The 15,752-nt window shown below is 60.9% G+C and carries 17 protein-coding genes; 6 read left to right on the forward strand and 11 right to left on the reverse strand.

Going from position 1 to position 15,752, the window contains the following annotated elements; genetic code table 11:
• The first annotated feature begins 149 nt into the window (after positions 1 to 149).
• From ACIPV6_RS20090 to ACIPV6_RS20110, 5 genes are read left to right on the forward strand one after another with little or no spacing between them, the layout of a single operon-like run.
• The gene (locus tag ACIPV6_RS20090; RefSeq protein ID WP_400272581.1) at positions 150 to 1,712 is read left to right on the forward strand and encodes an ABC transporter substrate-binding protein; all 1,563 of its coding nucleotides are present in this window, start codon (positions 150 to 152) and stop codon (positions 1,710 to 1,712) included.
• Positions 1,713 to 1,726: 14 nt separating this feature from the next.
• Positions 1,727 to 2,773 carry an ABC transporter permease gene (locus tag ACIPV6_RS20095; protein ID WP_400272582.1) on the forward strand — a complete coding sequence of 349 codons (1,047 nt, stop codon included), beginning with the start codon at positions 1,727 to 1,729 and terminating at the stop codon, positions 2,771 to 2,773.
• A complete protein-coding gene (locus tag ACIPV6_RS20100) occupies positions 2,766 to 4,523 on the forward strand; it encodes a dipeptide/oligopeptide/nickel ABC transporter permease/ATP-binding protein (RefSeq protein ID WP_400272583.1) in 1,758 nt (585 codons plus the stop codon). The genes ACIPV6_RS20095 and ACIPV6_RS20100 overlap by 8 nt, the downstream gene beginning before the upstream one ends.
• Positions 4,520 to 5,329: an ABC transporter ATP-binding protein gene (locus ACIPV6_RS20105; RefSeq protein WP_400272584.1), complete on the forward strand. Its 810-nt coding sequence runs from the start codon at positions 4,520 to 4,522 to the stop codon at positions 5,327 to 5,329. Before ACIPV6_RS20100 ends, ACIPV6_RS20105 begins: the two co-directional genes overlap by 4 nt.
• A 52-nt stretch (positions 5,330 to 5,381) precedes the next feature.
• Complete coding sequence (locus ACIPV6_RS20110) at positions 5,382 to 6,161, forward strand: alpha/beta fold hydrolase (protein WP_400272585.1); 780 nt, start codon at positions 5,382 to 5,384, stop codon at positions 6,159 to 6,161.
• A gap of 24 nt (positions 6,162 to 6,185) precedes the next feature.
• Here the strand turns inward: ACIPV6_RS20110 and ACIPV6_RS20115 are convergent, their stop codons facing one another.
• The 8 genes from ACIPV6_RS20115 to ACIPV6_RS20150 form a co-directional block, all read right to left on the reverse strand.
• A complete protein-coding gene (locus ACIPV6_RS20115; protein ID WP_400272586.1) occupies positions 6,186 to 6,443 on the reverse strand; it encodes a hypothetical protein in 258 nt (85 codons plus the stop codon).
• Between the two features lie 49 nt (positions 6,444 to 6,492).
• Positions 6,493 to 7,308 (reverse strand): hypothetical protein, encoded by an 816-nt coding sequence (locus ACIPV6_RS20120; protein ID WP_400272587.1) that lies wholly within the window; start codon positions 7,306 to 7,308, stop codon positions 6,493 to 6,495.
• On the reverse strand, positions 7,305 to 8,204 hold the full coding sequence (locus tag ACIPV6_RS20125; RefSeq protein WP_400272588.1) for an ATP-binding cassette domain-containing protein: 900 nt from the start codon (positions 8,202 to 8,204) through the stop codon (positions 7,305 to 7,307). Before ACIPV6_RS20125 ends, ACIPV6_RS20120 begins: the two co-directional genes overlap by 4 nt.
• A complete protein-coding gene (locus ACIPV6_RS20130) occupies positions 8,188 to 9,468 on the reverse strand; it encodes a hypothetical protein (protein ID WP_400272625.1) in 1,281 nt (426 codons plus the stop codon). Before ACIPV6_RS20130 ends, ACIPV6_RS20125 begins: the two co-directional genes overlap by 17 nt.
• A 238-nt stretch (positions 9,469 to 9,706) precedes the next feature.
• Positions 9,707 to 10,240: a PH domain-containing protein gene (locus ACIPV6_RS20135; RefSeq protein WP_400272589.1), complete on the reverse strand. Its 534-nt coding sequence runs from the start codon at positions 10,238 to 10,240 to the stop codon at positions 9,707 to 9,709.
• A 107-nt stretch (positions 10,241 to 10,347) separates the two neighbouring features.
• Positions 10,348 to 10,626 (reverse strand): aureocin A53 family class IId bacteriocin, encoded by a 279-nt coding sequence (locus tag ACIPV6_RS20140; protein WP_400272590.1) that lies wholly within the window; start codon positions 10,624 to 10,626, stop codon positions 10,348 to 10,350.
• 87 nt (positions 10,627 to 10,713) lie between these two features.
• A complete protein-coding gene (locus tag ACIPV6_RS20145; protein WP_400272591.1) occupies positions 10,714 to 11,388 on the reverse strand; it encodes a DNA-binding response regulator in 675 nt (224 codons plus the stop codon).
• Between the two features lie 389 nt (positions 11,389 to 11,777).
• A complete protein-coding gene (locus tag ACIPV6_RS20150; protein WP_400272626.1) occupies positions 11,778 to 12,248 on the reverse strand; it encodes an NUDIX domain-containing protein in 471 nt (156 codons plus the stop codon).
• A gap of 277 nt (positions 12,249 to 12,525) precedes the next feature.
• On the opposite strand from ACIPV6_RS20150, the gene ACIPV6_RS20155 reads away from it, so the two are divergent.
• Complete coding sequence (locus tag ACIPV6_RS20155) at positions 12,526 to 13,854, forward strand: hypothetical protein (RefSeq protein WP_400272592.1); 1,329 nt, start codon at positions 12,526 to 12,528, stop codon at positions 13,852 to 13,854.
• 89 nt (positions 13,855 to 13,943) lie between these two features.
• On the opposite strand, the gene ACIPV6_RS20160 is transcribed toward ACIPV6_RS20155, so the two are convergent.
• The 3 genes from ACIPV6_RS20160 to ACIPV6_RS20170 all read right to left on the reverse strand — a co-directional run bounded on the left by ACIPV6_RS20160 (position 13,944) and on the right by ACIPV6_RS20170 (position 15,738).
• Positions 13,944 to 14,123, reverse strand: coding sequence for a hypothetical protein (locus ACIPV6_RS20160; protein WP_211713326.1), 180 nt, complete (start codon positions 14,121 to 14,123; stop codon positions 13,944 to 13,946).
• A gap of 6 nt (positions 14,124 to 14,129) precedes the next feature.
• Positions 14,130 to 15,257, reverse strand: a complete 1,128-nt coding sequence (locus tag ACIPV6_RS20165; RefSeq protein WP_400272593.1) for a glycosyltransferase family 2 protein — start codon at positions 15,255 to 15,257, stop codon at positions 14,130 to 14,132.
• 310 nt (positions 15,258 to 15,567) lie between these two features.
• The gene (locus ACIPV6_RS20170) at positions 15,568 to 15,738 is read right to left on the reverse strand and encodes a hypothetical protein (protein ID WP_397323390.1); all 171 of its coding nucleotides are present in this window, start codon (positions 15,736 to 15,738) and stop codon (positions 15,568 to 15,570) included.
• Between the last annotated feature and the right edge of the window lie 14 nt (positions 15,739 to 15,752).

Genomic DNA, 15,752 nt, shown 5'->3' on the forward strand with positions numbered 1-15,752 from the left:
CCGATGTGTGAATCTCTTCTCATTCGCGAAACTTATCGCAGTTCAATCCTTCGGGTTTCGGCACTCCCCGGCGCATCGCATCCGCCGCGGCCAGGCAGCCCTGAAGGCGACCAGGAGGTTCACCCCTTATGCAAGGACGTTCCACTTTCATGGCCGCAGCGGCATCCCTCACGGCGGCCGCGTTCTTTTTGGCCGGCTGCACCACGGGCGGCCAGGCACCCGCAGGAAACGCCTCCGGCGGGGCGATGTCCACGGACACCATCCGGACCGCCCTCAACGCAGATCCCACTACCTTCAACGCAGCCAAGGCCAACGCCAAGGACGACTACGAGGTAGCCCGGTTCCTGTACGACACCGTGGTCCGCAGGGACGCTGACGGGAAGTTCATCGGCGGACTGGCCACCGAGTGGAAGTCCACTGCCACCAACGCCACGTTGACCATCCGCAAGGACGCAACATGCTCCGACGGTACCCCCATTACTCCCACTATCGTGGCGAAGTCCCTCAGCTACTTTGCGGATCCCGCCACCAAGAACAACTTCGGCAAGCTCGTCTTCGGTCCCGGCCAGCCGGTGATTACCGGAGACGACGCTGCCGGCACAGTGGACATCAAGCTTGCGCAGCCGTGGTCTGAACTGATCGGCGGCCTGACCTTGGCGCAGACAGGCATCATCTGCCCGGCCGGCCTCGCTGACCTGGACGGACTGGCCAAGGGCGCCGTCAAGGGTGCGTTCTCCGGGCCCTACACCCTCACCAAGGCCAGCCACGGTGTCAGCTACGACATGACGCTCCGCGAGGACTACAAAGCGTGGCCGCAGTACTCCAAGCCGTTGGAAGGTGTTCCGGCCAAGACGGTCCGCTTCTTCCCCGGCGTCAACAAGACCACGGTGGCCAACCAGCTCCTCACCGGTGAAATGGATGTCTCGGACATCGCGCCCGCCGACGTACAGCGTTTCGAAGGCAACAAGGATTACTCCGTCACGTCGGTGCCTTTTGCCGGCATCTTCCTTCTGTTCAACCAGCGCGAAGGCAGCCCCTTTACCGATCCCGCACTCCGCAAGGCCGTGGCCCAGCTGATGAACCAGCAGGCTTTCAACGCTGCCGCATATGCGGGCAAGGGCATCACCTACAACTCGATCGTTGCGCCTACGGTGCCCTGCGTCCTGCCGGATAACTCGAGCCTCACCAAGGAAGACGCTGCCGCGGCCAAGGCAGTGCTCTCGGGGAAGACCTTCAAAATGGTGGGCACCACCAGCATCGGCCCGAACGGCGCAGGCAGCACCTACGTCCAGGAAGCACTCCGCGCCGCCGGAGCAACCGTGGACCTGCAGCTTGTGGACAACGGAACCTGGGCCACCATGACCCAGACCAAGCCGGAGACCTGGGACCTGACCGTGCAGGGTGATGCCAACTTCGTAGGAACCGTGGCAGCCTCCCTGACCCGCATTGCCGGTGTTCCCACGGAAAAGGGCGGCCGCAACATCGGCGGTGGCGAGAACGCGGACATCCTGGCGGACATCGCCACGGCACAGGCCGCCACTGACGAATCGGCCCGTTGCGATGCCTACACCAAGGCACAGAAGAGCATCCTCAGCGACAACGACATTGTTCCGTTCGTGGGTGAGCCGCAGATCGTCGCCCAGCGCTCCGGATTCGCCATCCAGGCACCGTCCGGGATTGTCGACTACGCCACCATGCGCATCACCAAGTAAGCAAAGGCATCACGATGACTGAACCAACCATGCTCTCCAAGGAAGTCCAGATCCTTGAGAGCCAAACCCCGGGGGCCGCCGAAGGCCCCCGGGGCAGGGCCCTGAGCCTGTCTCCGTGGGCCGACTACGCCCTTCGCCGCGCCGGCGGTGTCCTGCTCTCCGTAGCCCTGCTCGTCGTCGTGACCTTCTTCATGGTTCCGCTCATCCCGGGCGATCCGGCAGTGGCCGTGGCGGGAGCCGACGCAACCACCGAACAGATCGAGGCTATCCGCAACAGCCTCGGCCTCAACGATCCGCTCTACATCCAGTTCATCCACTACGCTGGCGGACTGTTCACCGGGGACCTCGGCGAATCCTTCGCCTACAGCACGTCGGTCTCGCAGATCATCGCCACAAAGTTGCCGTTCACTGCCGAGATTGCGTTGCTGGGCATCATCCTGGTGCTGCTGGTCTCGGTTCCCGTGGGCATGCTGGTGGGTATCCTGACCCGCGGCGGCCGCAAGAAATGGCTGGACGTGTCCTTTGGGATGCTCACGGGTTTCTTCCAGGCGGTTCCGCAATACGTGGTCTCCACCATGCTGGTGGTGGTCTTCGCCATCATGCTCAAGGTTCTTCCGGCAGCTGGTGCGGCCTCGCTGACCTCGCTGATCCTGCCCGTGATCGGCCTCTCCATCGCACCGATCTGCTCGATTGCCCGCGTGGTCCGTCGCGAGACGTCCACCGTGCTGGAGCAGGACTACCTGCGCACCGGCCGGGGCTGGCGTTTGCCCGCACTGCGGCTCTACGCACGGCACGCCCTGCCCAACCTGCTGACCACTGCATTGACCTTGGCCGGCCTGATCCTGGCCGGCATGCTTGGCGGCGCCATCATCGTGGAGAACGTCTTCAACTGGCCAGGACTGGGACGCGAAATCGTCACGGCAATCGTCAACAAGGACTACCCGGTCATTCAGGGCATCATCCTGGTCCTCGGCTTCCTGGCCATCGTGCTCAACCTGCTGGTGGACGTCATCCTTGGCCTCATCGACCCCCGCACCCTTGGAGGAAAGTCCAATGGCTGAGACCGCCCCTCGCCGCCGACGGTTCCGCTGGACCACGGGCCTCATTGTCGGCATTGTGTTGATGTCCGCCATGGTCCTCACGGCACTCATCGCCCCGATGTTCCTCACGGATGCCGCCGAGAAGCTGACCCCGCAGGCATCCCAAGGACCCAGTGCCGAGCACTGGCTCGGCACGGACGACTTCGGCCGCGATGTGCTGGCCCGGTCCTTGGTTGCTGCCCGGCTCACCCTGCTCATGACGGCGGCAACCACTGCGATCGCCGTCGTCGCGGGTATCGCCATCGGTACCGCAGTCTGGCTGGCGCCGCGCCGCATCCGTATCGCGGTCCTCCGGGTCATCGAAGCTGCCGTTGCGTACCCGAGCCTCATCTTCTCGTTGTTGATTGCCGCCATCCTGGGCCAAGGAACGTGGTCTGCCGTGCTGGCCATCTCCATTGCCAGCATCCCGGCCTTCGCGCGCCTGACGGCGAACATGGCAGCTTCGATTTCGCAGCGCAACTACGTCTCCACGGCCCGCTTGCTCGGAGTTTCCGGACCTCACATCATCACCCGGCACCTGCTGCCCAACATGGCCGAACCCCTCCTGGTCCTCACTGCAACAGTCTTCGCGACAACGTTGATCGACCTCTCCAGCCTGTCCTTCATAGGCCTCGGCGTGCAAAACCCCGAGTACGACTTCGGCCGCCTCCTCAACGAGGCCCTGGTCAACATCTACTCGCAGCCCCTGCAGGCCGTGATGCCGTCCATCATGATCACCATCACCGGCTTGTCGGCCATGCTCATCGGTGACGGCCTCGCAGCCGCTACCGACCCCCGGGGCGGCCGCAAGTTCGGCAGCCTCCGCAAGGCATCCGAGGTTCCCGCCTCACTGCGGGCGGATGCCGAAGCGCTCGTTGAGGTGGACAACCTGACTGTCACTACGCCGTCGGGCGTTCCGTTGGTCAAGGGTGTTTCACTCAGCATCCACGCGGGCGAAGTAGTGGGACTGGTTGGCGAGTCCGGATCCGGAAAGTCCCTGACTGCGATGTCCATCGCCGGCCTGTTACCGGAGGAACTGGGCGTTAATGCAAAGACCATGCGCCTGGGGGACTTGAATCTGCTGAAGAAGAACAACCCGCGTGAGCTGGCCACGTCCATTGGGCTGGTGTACCAGGACCCCGGAACGAGCTTCAACCCTGCGTTGCGCATCGGATCCCAGTTGACCGAAGTCAGCCGCGTGCACCTTGGCCAGTCGCGCAGCACTGCGTTCGGTCGCATGGTCAGGGCACTGGCCGACATCCGGATCACGCAGCCGGAGAAGCGCATGAAGCAGCACCCGCACGAACTGTCCGGCGGGATGCTGCAGCGGGCCATGATCGCGTCCACGCTGGTCACGGACCCGCGGCTCATCATTGCCGACGAACCCACCACCGCCCTGGATGTGACGGTCCAGGCTGACGTGCTCCGGCAGTTCCGCACCATCAACCGGGAAATGGGAACCGCCATGCTGTTCATCTCGCACGACATCGGCGTGGTCCAGGCGCTGTGCGACAAGGTCATAGTCATGAACGGCGGCAAGATTCTGGAGCGCCTCACTGGCGAGGAACTCGCGGCCGGCAAGGTCAAACACCCCTACACCAAGGCCCTTCTGGCGGCCACACCGTCCATCGCCGAACGCAAGGCCGAACTCGTCACCGTGCGGGCTACGGACTTCACCATGGACGAGGTTGCGGACGAATCCGGCAGTGACACCAAGGAGGTTGTCAAATGAGCACAAACCAGCCAGTCCTGGAATTGAACGATGTGCGGGTTACGTTTGGCTCCGGTCGATCCGCAGCCACCGTGCTGAAAGGAGTCAACACAAGCATCCATCAAGGCAAGACCCTGGGAATCGTGGGCGAATCGGGCTCAGGCAAATCCACCATGGCCAAGGCGATCGTGGGTCTGGTGAAGCCCAGCAGTGGTGTGATTTCGTTCTCCGGACGCGACGTTTCGGCGATGTCCGGGGCTGAACGGCGGCGCATGCGCCGGGCAGTCCAGATGGTCCCGCAGGACCCGTACTCGTCCCTGAACCCGCGGCGGACCATCGGCCAGACGCTCGCCGAGGCCATTGACCCGCTGCGGGCCAACCCCAAGGAACACCGCGAGAAGATCTCCTACTGGCTCTCGACGATCCGTTTGGATCCCGAGGTCGCCGAGCGCTATCCGCACGAGTTCTCCGGTGGGCAGCGGCAGCGCATCGCCATTGCCCGTGCCTTGGCGGTGCAGCCCAAGCTCATCATTGCCGACGAGATTACCTCCGCGCTGGACCTCTCCGTGCAGGCAGAGATCCTGAACCTGATCGGCAGGCTCCGGAAAGAACTGGACCTCACCATGGCCTTCATCTCGCATGACCTCGACGTGGTGCACCACGTCAGTGACGAAATCCTGGTCCTGTTCCACGGCGAGGTGGTTGAGTCCGGCGAGGTGGATGCCGTCTACGGAAATCCGCAGCACCCCTACACGCGCCGGTTGATCGACTCGGTTCCGGGCGGCCCGGGCTTCGACATCGGTCCACGTACGGTAGCCGCTGTGTGACGTTGTTCGCGTTCGGGGGTTTGGCGGGCCGCAGCAAAGTTACAGTGTCACGGTGAACTTTGCTGCGGCCCCGGACGGTACCGAACTCGCGTGGACCGAGTCCGGCGGGGGCGAACCAATGTTGTTGATCGCCGGCCAGGCGACCGCCATGGACGGTTGGGGCCCGACGGCGGAACTTCTGTCCCGCTCTTTCCGCGTCATCCGCTTCGATCACCGGGGGATTGGACGCAGTGGCCGCGGGGAGGCCGAGCGCTACACCACCCGATTGCTTGCTGCGGATGCCGTTGCAGTGCTGGATGCTGCCGGGGTTTCGTCCGCCCATGTTTACGGACATTCCATGGGTGGCCGGATCGGGCAGTGGCTGGCCATCGATTCCCCGTCCCGGGTGCGGACGTTGATTCTCGCGGCGACGAGTGGCGGGCGCTCAGCGGATCCGGCTCTGCGGGCTTCTCCCGAAGCGATGGAGGCGCTGGTCAGCGGCGAGCTGTCACGACTGACTCCGCTGTTCTTTGACTCCGGATGGGCTGCGGACCATCCGGAGGCCGTGCATACCTTCTTCACATCCCGCGCCTCGGCTTGGGCCAAGGCGCAGCATTTCAAGGCCAGCCGCGATCACGATGCTTGGAGCAAACTCGGGTCCATCCAGGCCCCGACCCTGATCCTCCACGGAACCGAGGACCCACTCACGCCCTTGGCCAACGCCGTTCTCCTCCGGAAGCACATTCCCGGTTCCCTGCTGGTGCGTGTACCCGGCGCGGGCCACGGCCTTCACCTGGACCACCCACGGACCATCGACTGGATCCGGGAGTTCATCGCGAGGAAGAGCGGGTAGGCTTTCCCGAAACTGCAATCAGACCTATTCGTCCACGGGATCCGTCGTTCGGTTCTTACCTCCTTGACTCCGGTTGATAAGGGCCAACGTCGTACCGGCGGCCACGATACCGGCGACAATGGCAATGAGCCCCCGGATTACGATGTTCAGGTCGGCCCACAATGCGAGTCCAACACTGACGACCAATATGGTGACGAAGAGCGCAATTGTAGAAGCCGTTTCCCCAGTCGGCTTTCTCCGTAAGGCAGCGTTCGCCTGGCGCTGGTCTTTGATTTTGGCCATAATTCTCCTTCGGGTCGGTATTGGTCGGTTAGGCGGTCAATCGCAGTCCTTAGATTGTTCGGCGGCGGAAGACTGCATGCGCCAATCCCGTGAGCACGAGGGCCCACAGCACAAGTCCAAATTGGCCCAGCAACAGGTGGCCCGGCCCTAATTCCTCGATCGTCGTTGCGCCGACGGCTCGTATGAACAACGGGGTGGGAGTTACGTTCAAGAGAAAGTCCACTGCCTCGGCGGCCTGCGCGGGAATCATGGTGCCAACAGCGAAGACCCCAAGAGGCAGGAGCAGATTGACTCCCACGAGGAGCAGCACCGAGCCGAAGGCGCGGCCCACGAGATGCGCCAGAGCTACGGCAATCAGCACCATGCTCGCACTGCCTGGGACGGCCACAGCCACGGACAATAGCCCGGACCCCGCGAATCTGCCCTCTGACAAGACGAAACCGAGAGCGGCGAGCACTGTTGTGCAAATGGCAATAACGACCGCAGTGAGGGCGACCCAAGACATGGTCCTGGCCATAAAGAGCCGGCTTCTGTTTGGTGTCAATGACAGTGCCAATCCCAGTTGCCCGGCATGGTCCCGACCGACTGCAAATACAGCTGCCACCGAAAGGACCAGAGCACCTATGAATGCCCCAAGCTCCACGGGGGTTGTGGTCATGATCCTGGCGGGTTCCGGTGCCAGCGACTTCATGACGAACATGGTCAGAATCCCGGTTGTCAGGGCCAATGTGCCTGCCACGATGACGGGAATGGGGACGCCGCCCTTGCTGAGAAGACGGCGAACCTCGGCCTTTGCTACAGCGCGGAGGGTCTGTTCCGGAGTTACCTCAGCGTGAGCTTGGCTCGGTGAGTCGGTCGTCGTCATTCCCTTCCTCCTGATGCGCTCCGGGCCAGGACTTCAAAGTAGGTCTCTTCGAGACTGCGGGTTACCCGGGACAGATGCGAAATGCCGGCTCCGGACTCAAGAGCCACTGACGCGAGCTTGGTCGGATCCGTGTGGTGGACTGTCATTCCGCCGCCTTCACGGGAAACCCGAAAGCCTTCTTGTGAAAGCGCACGAATCAATATCTCTGGTCTCGGAGACTCCAGGTAGTAACCCGTCTCGTTCAGGCTTGACACAAAATCCCCAATGCTCCCTTGCCCCAGGATCCGGCCGCCGCCGATCATCACGATGTCATCAGCAACTTCTGCCAGTTCCGCCATGTGGTGGGAAGACAGGAGGACCGTTGCACCCTGCGATGCCGCAGATGAAAAGAACGACCTGATCCAGGCGATTCCATCGGGATCGAGCCCATTGATTGGTTCGTCCATCACGAGCACGTCCGGACGACTCACTGTCGCCGCGGCGATACCCAGCCTTTGGCGCATGCCCAATGAAAAAGTGCGGACTCGGTGGTGCGCCACTTTTGCCAAACCGACTGTCTCCAGAGCATGCCTTCCCCAGGCAAGCGGCAGGCCCTGCGAACGGCATACGTAATTTACGATGCCGCTGGCCGTCGCATGGACCGGCAGCCATTCGGCGGATAGAAAGAGCCCCATTGTCCTTCCCGGGCGCGCAGCTTTCGCGAAATCTGTGCCGTTGACTTCGACTGAGCCGACATCAGGACGAACCAGCCCGGCAATGGTCTTTAGGACGGTGGACTTGCCAGCGCCATTCGGTCCGACAAAGCCGGTGACGCGTCCAGGCTCAGCCGTGAAGGTGACGTTTTGCAGAACCCTTCTGCTCCCAAAGCTCTTACTTAGTTCATTGACGAGGATCATGGACGAACGGACTCCTTGCGGTAGGCTGCCGGTCAGTTAGATGCAGTCGACGAGCGGCGATTCCAGGTGAGGTGACTTCCACGATGCGGGCCATCTGCTCGGAGATCGCTTGTGAAAGGCTCAAAGAGGCGAGGGATCGAGGTCGCCCGGCAAAGTAATGGACTCTCACCAAGGACAACCTTGCAGACCGCGCCCGGGTTAGGGAAAAAGAATGAAGGCCGGTGGCGGACAGTACGATTTCGTGGTCGGCAATAGATTTGCTCCCCCAACCGACCGTTGTTCCAAATACAGCGAATTCGGCATTGGCAAGGCGGACCGCGGTTGCCAGAAGATAGCAGGCGGCGGCTGATCCCACCGCGGCCAGGGTGAGCGTAGCACCAAGCACTTGGTGCAGAGTCCAGCCCAGACCGAGCGAGAGTGCTCCGACTGCGGTGAAGATCGATAATGACCTGGTGATGGATTTGTTGCCCGCGGACTCAAGCAAGGCTGGACGCGGAAGTTCCGGTAGGGAGTAATCGAGTATCTGTCCCACCTGCAGCCGCGGCAAGGATGGGAGGACCATGTTGGTCCCCATCTGGGCGTCTGAGTCTGTCGTCAGGAGGGCCACCCGTACTCTGTCGAGGACCATTTCGATAAGGTTGCGCCGGGCAGTGATCCCACTGACAGCGGAAGACTTTACTTCGCGTTGCTGGGTGGAGAGCCATCCGTACGTGATGGATAGTGCGGTCAAATCGGCGCTCACCGTAAATCCACGGTATCTAATCAGGGCAACGACAGACCCGCCACAGAGGATCGCACCACAAAGAAAGAGGCTTCCCTCCCAAAAATGCGCCCTGAAGACATTCAGCGCATCGTCGAATATGGCCAGTTGGTCGGCGAGGTCGATGAATGTCATGACGGCACCAGTCCCGAACACCACAACGTGGCCATAGATCAGGTTTGCGGTCACGAGATCCCGCTGGCTCGACTTATAGAGGACTCTCCGTCCGCTCCAAGGAGGCCTTGGAGCGGATCCGGGCTGGCCATTGGTGACGCTTTCGGAGACTGCAATCTGTTCTCTTGGCGCTTCTTTCGCACTTGCCAGCTGAACGATGGTATCCATAACTCTGCGGTCAACGCCGGGCACATCAATTTTTGAGTCATCGTGCCCGCCGCATCGCAAGGAAACAACTCCGAGTCCAAAGCAGCGAAAGGCCCAAGGGGATTGGATGTCAACGACCGATACGTCGCGCCAAGAAACTGTGCTGGTGGTCTTGGAGAGCATGCCACGGGTGAGTACGAACGAATCCTCGGATATTGCGTACCTCAAGGTTGACCAGGTGTAGAAGGGTTGCACCAAGCGAATAAGGAGCAAGCTGGCTATTAGGAAGACTGCGGTCGGGCCGGGCCATACCTCAGGCCGATTCCAGTACAGGAATCCGGCGAGCGACAGGCTGGCGATGCTGGGGATGCCGCGGAGTGCCATTGCGGCCACAACTCGCAGAGGCAGGAGCTGAAAACCTTCATTTTCCACTTGTAGATGCCTCCAAGTAGACGGATAACGTCAGCCGGCGGATCTCATTGGCAACCGCCAGTTCCACAGGACCTAAGGGTTCAACGTGATTGAGAGTGATGAACTTGACCTTAGCGAGACCATAACGCCGCATCAGCGGCCCCTCGACTATCGAAACGTTCAAGATCTGGGCGGTGGACAGAACTGTATCCTTCGAGAAAAGAATGCCCCGTTTCACTCTCACGGCATTGCTGTCAACCTCATACGACGTGTGACGCATCGTAAGCCGGCTAATAATAGGCACATCGATGATGAGGCCTGCAGAGATGAGGATTCCCGTGGCAGCCAGAGATGGGACGCTCCAGTCGCGCGGAACCAGCATAAGCACGAGTATGCACGTAAAAGTTCCAATAACCAGTACGTCGACGGTGGAACGGATCACAAGATAGCGCAGGGCTGCGGACGGCAGCTTCGATGCGTAGGCCGACAAATGCGATGCGCGAGCTGTCCATTCGTTCGCATTTTCTCTTAATGTGCTGGCCACGGATTCCTTACTTATCCTGAAATTATGCCAATTACGTCATGTTCTGTGGAAGCAGTGTGGCCGGAGGGTGTTGTTGTTCCTCCGGCCACACCGCAGCCGGAGGAATGTCAGCCGATGCCTAGAATCTCCATGATCCACTGGGCGATGGTACCGAAGGTTACGCCGCGCTCAAGCCAGCGCTGCACTGTCGGCCAATTGTTTCTTGCCCACGTAACAATGGCATTGACAACACCAACCCCCCAGCGCCAAATTTGTCCCAGTACCCAACCGATAAACCTCAATACAGCACCCACTATATTCTCCATCTTCGAAATAGATGTTGATGAAAGGGAATTCCCTGACGTTTTCAACGCTATTTTTTGAATGAAGGATGAAGTAGTATCCAAATCTCCTTGTCTTATCGACTTTTGTATACTGCAAAGGTGCATTTGGCAGATGGATGACCAGGGTTTTAGTCCATTAGTTCATAAATGTCATTCCCATTCGCCGACGCGGCAGTTCCCGGATTCGAGGGCGGCCAGAAGTACCTGCAGCCGGTCTTGGACCCCCCACTTGATCATGATGCGAGACAGATGGCCTTTGACGGCCGCCTCCGAGACACCGAGACCTCGTGCTATTTCGCGATTGGATTGCCCTCGGCCCAGGCAGTTGACGACTTCTCGTTCCCGACTTGTCAGAGCGGGCAGGTCGGCGCGTGACGGCGCATGTTCGGCTGGTCTTGCTCTCCGCAACACCTCCAGCACTCCAATGAGAGCGGATCGGGACAGAAATACGTGCCCGGATGTCACTTCAGTTATCGCGGTTTGGATCTCGCGAACCGAGGCGTCCCTGGTGAGTAGTCCACGGGTTCCTGCGTCGATGATGTCCGGTATTAGCTCCGCCGAAGTCGTATCTATGAAGGCTATTAGATGCGCTTGTGGGTAGAAGGAGAGTACGGGGAGGAACTCCGGGGAGTCCTTGCTGTGTGGCAACCTGGCGTCAATGACCACGAGATCCGCCTGATTGGCTCGACAGTCGGCAGCGAGCTCAAGAGGCGACGTAGCTCCACTGAATATCGCCCGGGTCTGCGGGTTGAAACGAAAGATTGCTGCCAAGGCTGATTGCAAGTGGGCATCCCGGATGCCAACTACTACGGATACTTCCTGCACTCAATATCGTCCTTCCTCGTATCCCGCCCCTGAAGCAAGATGGGTCCAGTCCAAAATGTGCAAAACGACGTATGGATTGTGAGTGGACAACAGGCCATGGATTCTCGTCCGTTCCGTGACTGCACCGAGCTTCCGATCTGCTGCCGTGGCTCGGTGGAAGTCGCCGAGCTAAGACGATGCTGTTCACGGCCAAGTCCCCTCTACGGTTTTCGCCTTCAAGGGAAGCTTGCCCTAAATTTTGCTCTCTGAGTGGAGCAGAAAATTCCCTAGGTGTTGGCCGTCCCCGGAAATACGCGGTTTTTGAAGGTCTCTAGGTGGTCGAATCTCAAAATTTAGGTATTTTGAGAAACTGTCTAGGTATTTTGAGAACCTCTTTAGGTGGCGTAGTCCTACGCCTTAAGATGCTCCACCAGCGCATCGACAATCGGCAGTTGCCCTTTGACCAGCTTGGTCCGTGCCGTAGCTTCATCCACCCACCGGGCATCGTCGATCTCCGGGAATTCCTTGATGGCGCCGGACCCCTTGGGCCATTCCATAGGGAACGTGTTGCTGACGATGTGGCCCGGCTGAAACGAATCGGCCTGAGCGGTGTAGGCCGTGATCAGCTTTCCTGAAGGCTGCCTGAACACGCCGAGGAGGTGGTACTCGACGGCGGGCGGTGCAGTGCCGATCTCTTCCGTGAACTCGCGGCGCGCAGCCACCAAAGGGTCTTCATCCTCGGGAAATTCTCCCTTGGGAATGGACCAGGCGTGTTGATCTTTGCGTGCCCAGAACGGCCCACCCATGTGGGCAATCCAGAGTTCCAGCACGCCCGCGGGGGAGTGCCGGTAGAGGAGAATTCCTGCGCTTCGAATGCTGATTTGCCCTCCCGAAACCACATGCGGACAGACAAGGCCAACGCTACCCCAGGCAACGGCCAACACATCCAATTGATGGCCTAACGATGAACTTGGTTAACCGGTCGTCTTCCCGAAGAAAACTGTCTCCCTCATAATCAACGGACATGACGTTACTCGTGGGGGTGGAACGTCATTGCGGGCCTCCGGTGATTGTCGGAGGCCTTTCTGGGCGCATCAATCGGAGGCTACAGCTATGTCAATGTCAGTAAGGCTCCTTCCAACTGGGGGCAGAAAAGTCATGGGGTTGGCCCTCACCTTGGCGGTGGGTCTGTCCATGTTTGCAGGAATCGGATCGGCACAAGCGGCAAAGAAGGCAGCAGTGGTTGCGGAAGATCCAGGACCGGTGGGCAGCTTCGCTTGGGAAGGCTTCAACTGGCAGAAGCGTTTCTGGGGTGGGGCTCCCATGTACAACGGGACCTGGGACCCGAACAACGTCAGCACCCCTGATGCCAACGGCTACGTGAAGCTTTCCATCAGCAACCCGACAGGTTCGGCTCCTGTCGGCGCAGAATTCCAGTCCACCCGCGAGGGCTTTGGTTACGGCACCTACAGCACCACGGTGGAGAAGGACGTCAGTTCCCTCCAGAAGGAAGTGGTGTGGGGGTGCCTCTTCACTTACGATCCCAATGCTGCTCCGGGCTACACCGAAATTGATCTTTGCGAGGCGTCTGCTTGGGGTGGCGGGGCTGCGTATGGAGAGGACTGGCCGGTGGTTCAGGGTCACGGATACTGGTTCGACGCCACCAAGCCTCCTGGCCAAGGCAACGACACCATCAACTTCGACACAACGAACGCCCCGATCCTGACCCACCGCATGGTGTGGGAACCGGGCAAGATTACTTTTGAGACGTTCGCGGGGGCGAATGCGAGCGGAACACTGCTGAAGCGTACGGTCCTCCAAGGATCCACCGTTCCGGTTCCCGCCAAGGAACAGATCCACTTCAACCTCTGGGTCACCGGCGGAGGCGGCGGCGATGCGGCCCACGTCGCTCCGGAATCCGTCACTATCCGCGACTTCTCCTTCGTTGCCGGCATCCCGCTGACCGCTCCCACGCCCACCATCAGCGGAACGGCAGCCGTGGGTAACACCCTGACTGCCAACGCAGGAACCTGGACCGCCGGAACCAGCCTGGCCTACCAGTGGTACAGGAACGGCGCGGCCATTTCCGGTGCCACTGCATCCAACTACGTCCTCGCGGCGGCCGACCAGGGCAGCAAGCTGACGGTCCGCGTGACGGGAACCAAGAACAGTTACGCCACCACCACCAAGGAATCCGCGCAAACGGCAACCGTCGCGGCAGGCACTCTGGTAGGTCCCACGCCAACGATCTCCGGGGCTCTGACCGTAGGGTCCACCCTGACGGCCAACACCGGTACGTGGACCACGGGTACCACGCTCACCTATCAGTGGTACCGGTCCGGCGTCGCCATTACGGGCGCCACGGCCAAGACCTACACGCTGGTGGCGACTGACCGGGCGGACACCATGATGGTCCGGGTTACCGGCACCAAGGCCGGCTACACCACGGTCTCCAGGTACTCCGCGAATACCGCAGCAGTGAGCTGAGGCTGCGGCAGGCAGCAAGCCCGCCTTTGTGTCGCGCTGGGGGCATCCGACACAAAGGCGGGCTTGCTGGGCTTGGGGAACCTGTATTCTCAGGCCTTCTTTTCAGCGCGCACCGGGACGATCCGCTTGATGGCCAGTCCAAGGGCCAGCATGGCGAAGGCTGCAAGGGCGAACCAGAACAGATCGCCTGCACCGGTCATAGCCAGCGTTCCGGATCCTGTGGCGCCAACGAATGCACCGGCTGCGGGACCTGCGGGGTTGTTGTACATGAGTCCTTACCAAACTTTCTTGCGGTTGAATGCTGCATCCAGGTACGCCTTGGCGTGAACGGCCTGCAGGAAGATATCGATGACGGTTTCGTACATGGTGGCGGCCAGAAGCATGTACCTCCAGCCCCTGAAGCGCACCGTGACGATGCGTTCCAAAATAAAGATTGCGGTGACAGCCACCCAGAAGGGCTGCAGGTTCAGGCCCATGCCCGTGACCATGGCGAAGATGATGGAACCGAAGTAGGCGGCGGTAACTACGACGCCGATCATGGACAGGAATTGCCGCCCCCAGTAGGCGCGGGTCACCTTGGTCCAGCCGTACTGCACGCAGTTCTCCACGGCGCCCCGCTTCCAGCGCAGGCGCTGGGCCCAGAGCTCACGCCACGTGGGCATGACCTCGGTGACCAGGGTGCAGTTTGACGGCGAAGCGATGCGGTACCCGAGCGTCAGCAATGCAAAGGAGAGCTCGTTGTCCTCGGTGAGCACGGAGGTGTCGTACACGCCTCCCTTGCCATTGCCGGGAGGGAGGATACCTTCCAGACGGGCGGAGACGACGTCGCGCAGGGTCTTGACGCGGAACAGCGCTGCCGTTCCGGTCACTACCAGGCACTTGCCGTGGAGGCGCTTCACATCGCGGGCATAGCGGGCGTATTCGTTGCGCTGGAGGTGTCCAACGAAGCCGCCGCCGGGTCCGCCGCTGAAGACGCCTCCGACTGCACCGAGCAGTTCATCCTTGAGGAGGTTCGCCGTGGCGTTCTCGATGAAGTCAAGGGCCAGCTGTGAATCGGCATCCTGCACCAGGATCAAATCCTCGGGATCAGCGTCCGGGAGCAGGGTGCTGAGGGCGTAGTTGAGGGCGCCTGCCTTCTTGTCCTTGTTCCCCACGGTACGGAGGACCTCAACGCCCTGGGCAAGCGCGAGTTCCTCTGTGTCGTCGGTGCAGTTGTCCGCCACCACGATCACGCGGTCCGGTCGCCGGGTCTGGTTTCCCAGCGAGACCAAGGTTTCGGTGATGCCTGCGGACTCGTTGTGTGCCGGGACCAGGACCGTGACCACTCCGCCGGCGGCGCGGTGGGCACCGTGGCGCAGCTCGGCGCCCGTGTCCGGCCTTGCCTGCAGGGTTCGCGTGCTCATGGCGGTCCTTTTCGTTCGTCCTGGCGTGCTGACACCCTTAGATTTCCAAGGCCAACACAAGAAACGACCCGCCAAAGGATCAAGAAATACACAAGCTTTCTGCAAAATTGCACTGCGGCGTCACGAAGCGTGCATCAAACGCACTAGTTGGGGGCTTGGCACGACTTCGCGGGGAAACATGCCAGCGAGCACGGAAACTTGCGGGAGCTTTGGCACACTTCCCGCGAAGTCGCACGGAGCGCCCGCTTAAACGACAGCGGACGACGCCGGTGGGTACCGGCGTCGTCCGCTTTTGTCTGCTGGGGCTGCTTTAGCGGGCCAGGCTGACGGTGAAGGTTTTCGGTCCGCTGAGCGTCACGGCGATCCCGCAGTTTTCTGCGGTGGCGCGGGGTGTGAGATCCCGGATGGCAGCATCGATGGTGTGGTCGATGGCCGTGTTATCCCAGATTTTCAGCGTGATGGAGTCAGTATGTGTCGTCATTGTCAGTACTTTCA

This window comes from Paenarthrobacter sp. NPDC089988 (assembly GCF_044748465.1).
Classification (GTDB): Bacteria; Actinomycetota; Actinomycetes; order Actinomycetales; family Micrococcaceae; genus Arthrobacter.

Excerpts from the sequence above, each read along its gene's own strand:
- ACIPV6_RS20090 (WP_400272581.1), top strand. The coding sequence starts at position 150 with ATGGCCGCAGCGGCATCCCTCACGGCGGCCGCGTTCTTTTTGGCCGGC.
- ACIPV6_RS20095 (WP_400272582.1), top strand. The coding sequence starts at position 1,727 with ATGACTGAACCAACCATGCTCTCCAAGGAAGTCCAGATCCTTGAGAGC.
- ACIPV6_RS20100 (WP_400272583.1), top strand. The coding sequence starts at position 2,766 with ATGGCTGAGACCGCCCCTCGCCGCCGACGGTTCCGCTGGACCACGGGC.
- ACIPV6_RS20105 (WP_400272584.1), top strand. The coding sequence starts at position 4,520 with ATGAGCACAAACCAGCCAGTCCTGGAATTGAACGATGTGCGGGTTACG.
- ACIPV6_RS20115 (WP_400272586.1), bottom strand. The coding sequence starts at position 6,443 with ATGGCCAAAATCAAAGACCAGCGCCAGGCGAACGCTGCCTTACGGAGA.
- ACIPV6_RS20120 (WP_400272587.1), bottom strand. The coding sequence starts at position 7,308 with ATGACGACGACCGACTCACCGAGCCAAGCTCACGCTGAGGTAACTCCG.
- ACIPV6_RS20125 (WP_400272588.1), bottom strand. The coding sequence starts at position 8,204 with ATGATCCTCGTCAATGAACTAAGTAAGAGCTTTGGGAGCAGAAGGGTT.
- ACIPV6_RS20130 (WP_400272625.1), bottom strand. The coding sequence starts at position 9,468 with ATGCTCTCCAAGACCACCAGCACAGTTTCTTGGCGCGACGTATCGGTC.
- ACIPV6_RS20155 (WP_400272592.1), top strand. The coding sequence starts at position 12,526 with ATGGGGTTGGCCCTCACCTTGGCGGTGGGTCTGTCCATGTTTGCAGGA.
- ACIPV6_RS20160 (WP_211713326.1), bottom strand. The coding sequence starts at position 14,123 with ATGTACAACAACCCCGCAGGTCCCGCAGCCGGTGCATTCGTTGGCGCC.
- ACIPV6_RS20165 (WP_400272593.1), bottom strand. The coding sequence starts at position 15,257 with ATGAGCACGCGAACCCTGCAGGCAAGGCCGGACACGGGCGCCGAGCTG.
- ACIPV6_RS20170 (WP_397323390.1), bottom strand. The coding sequence starts at position 15,738 with ATGACGACACATACTGACTCCATCACGCTGAAAATCTGGGATAACACG.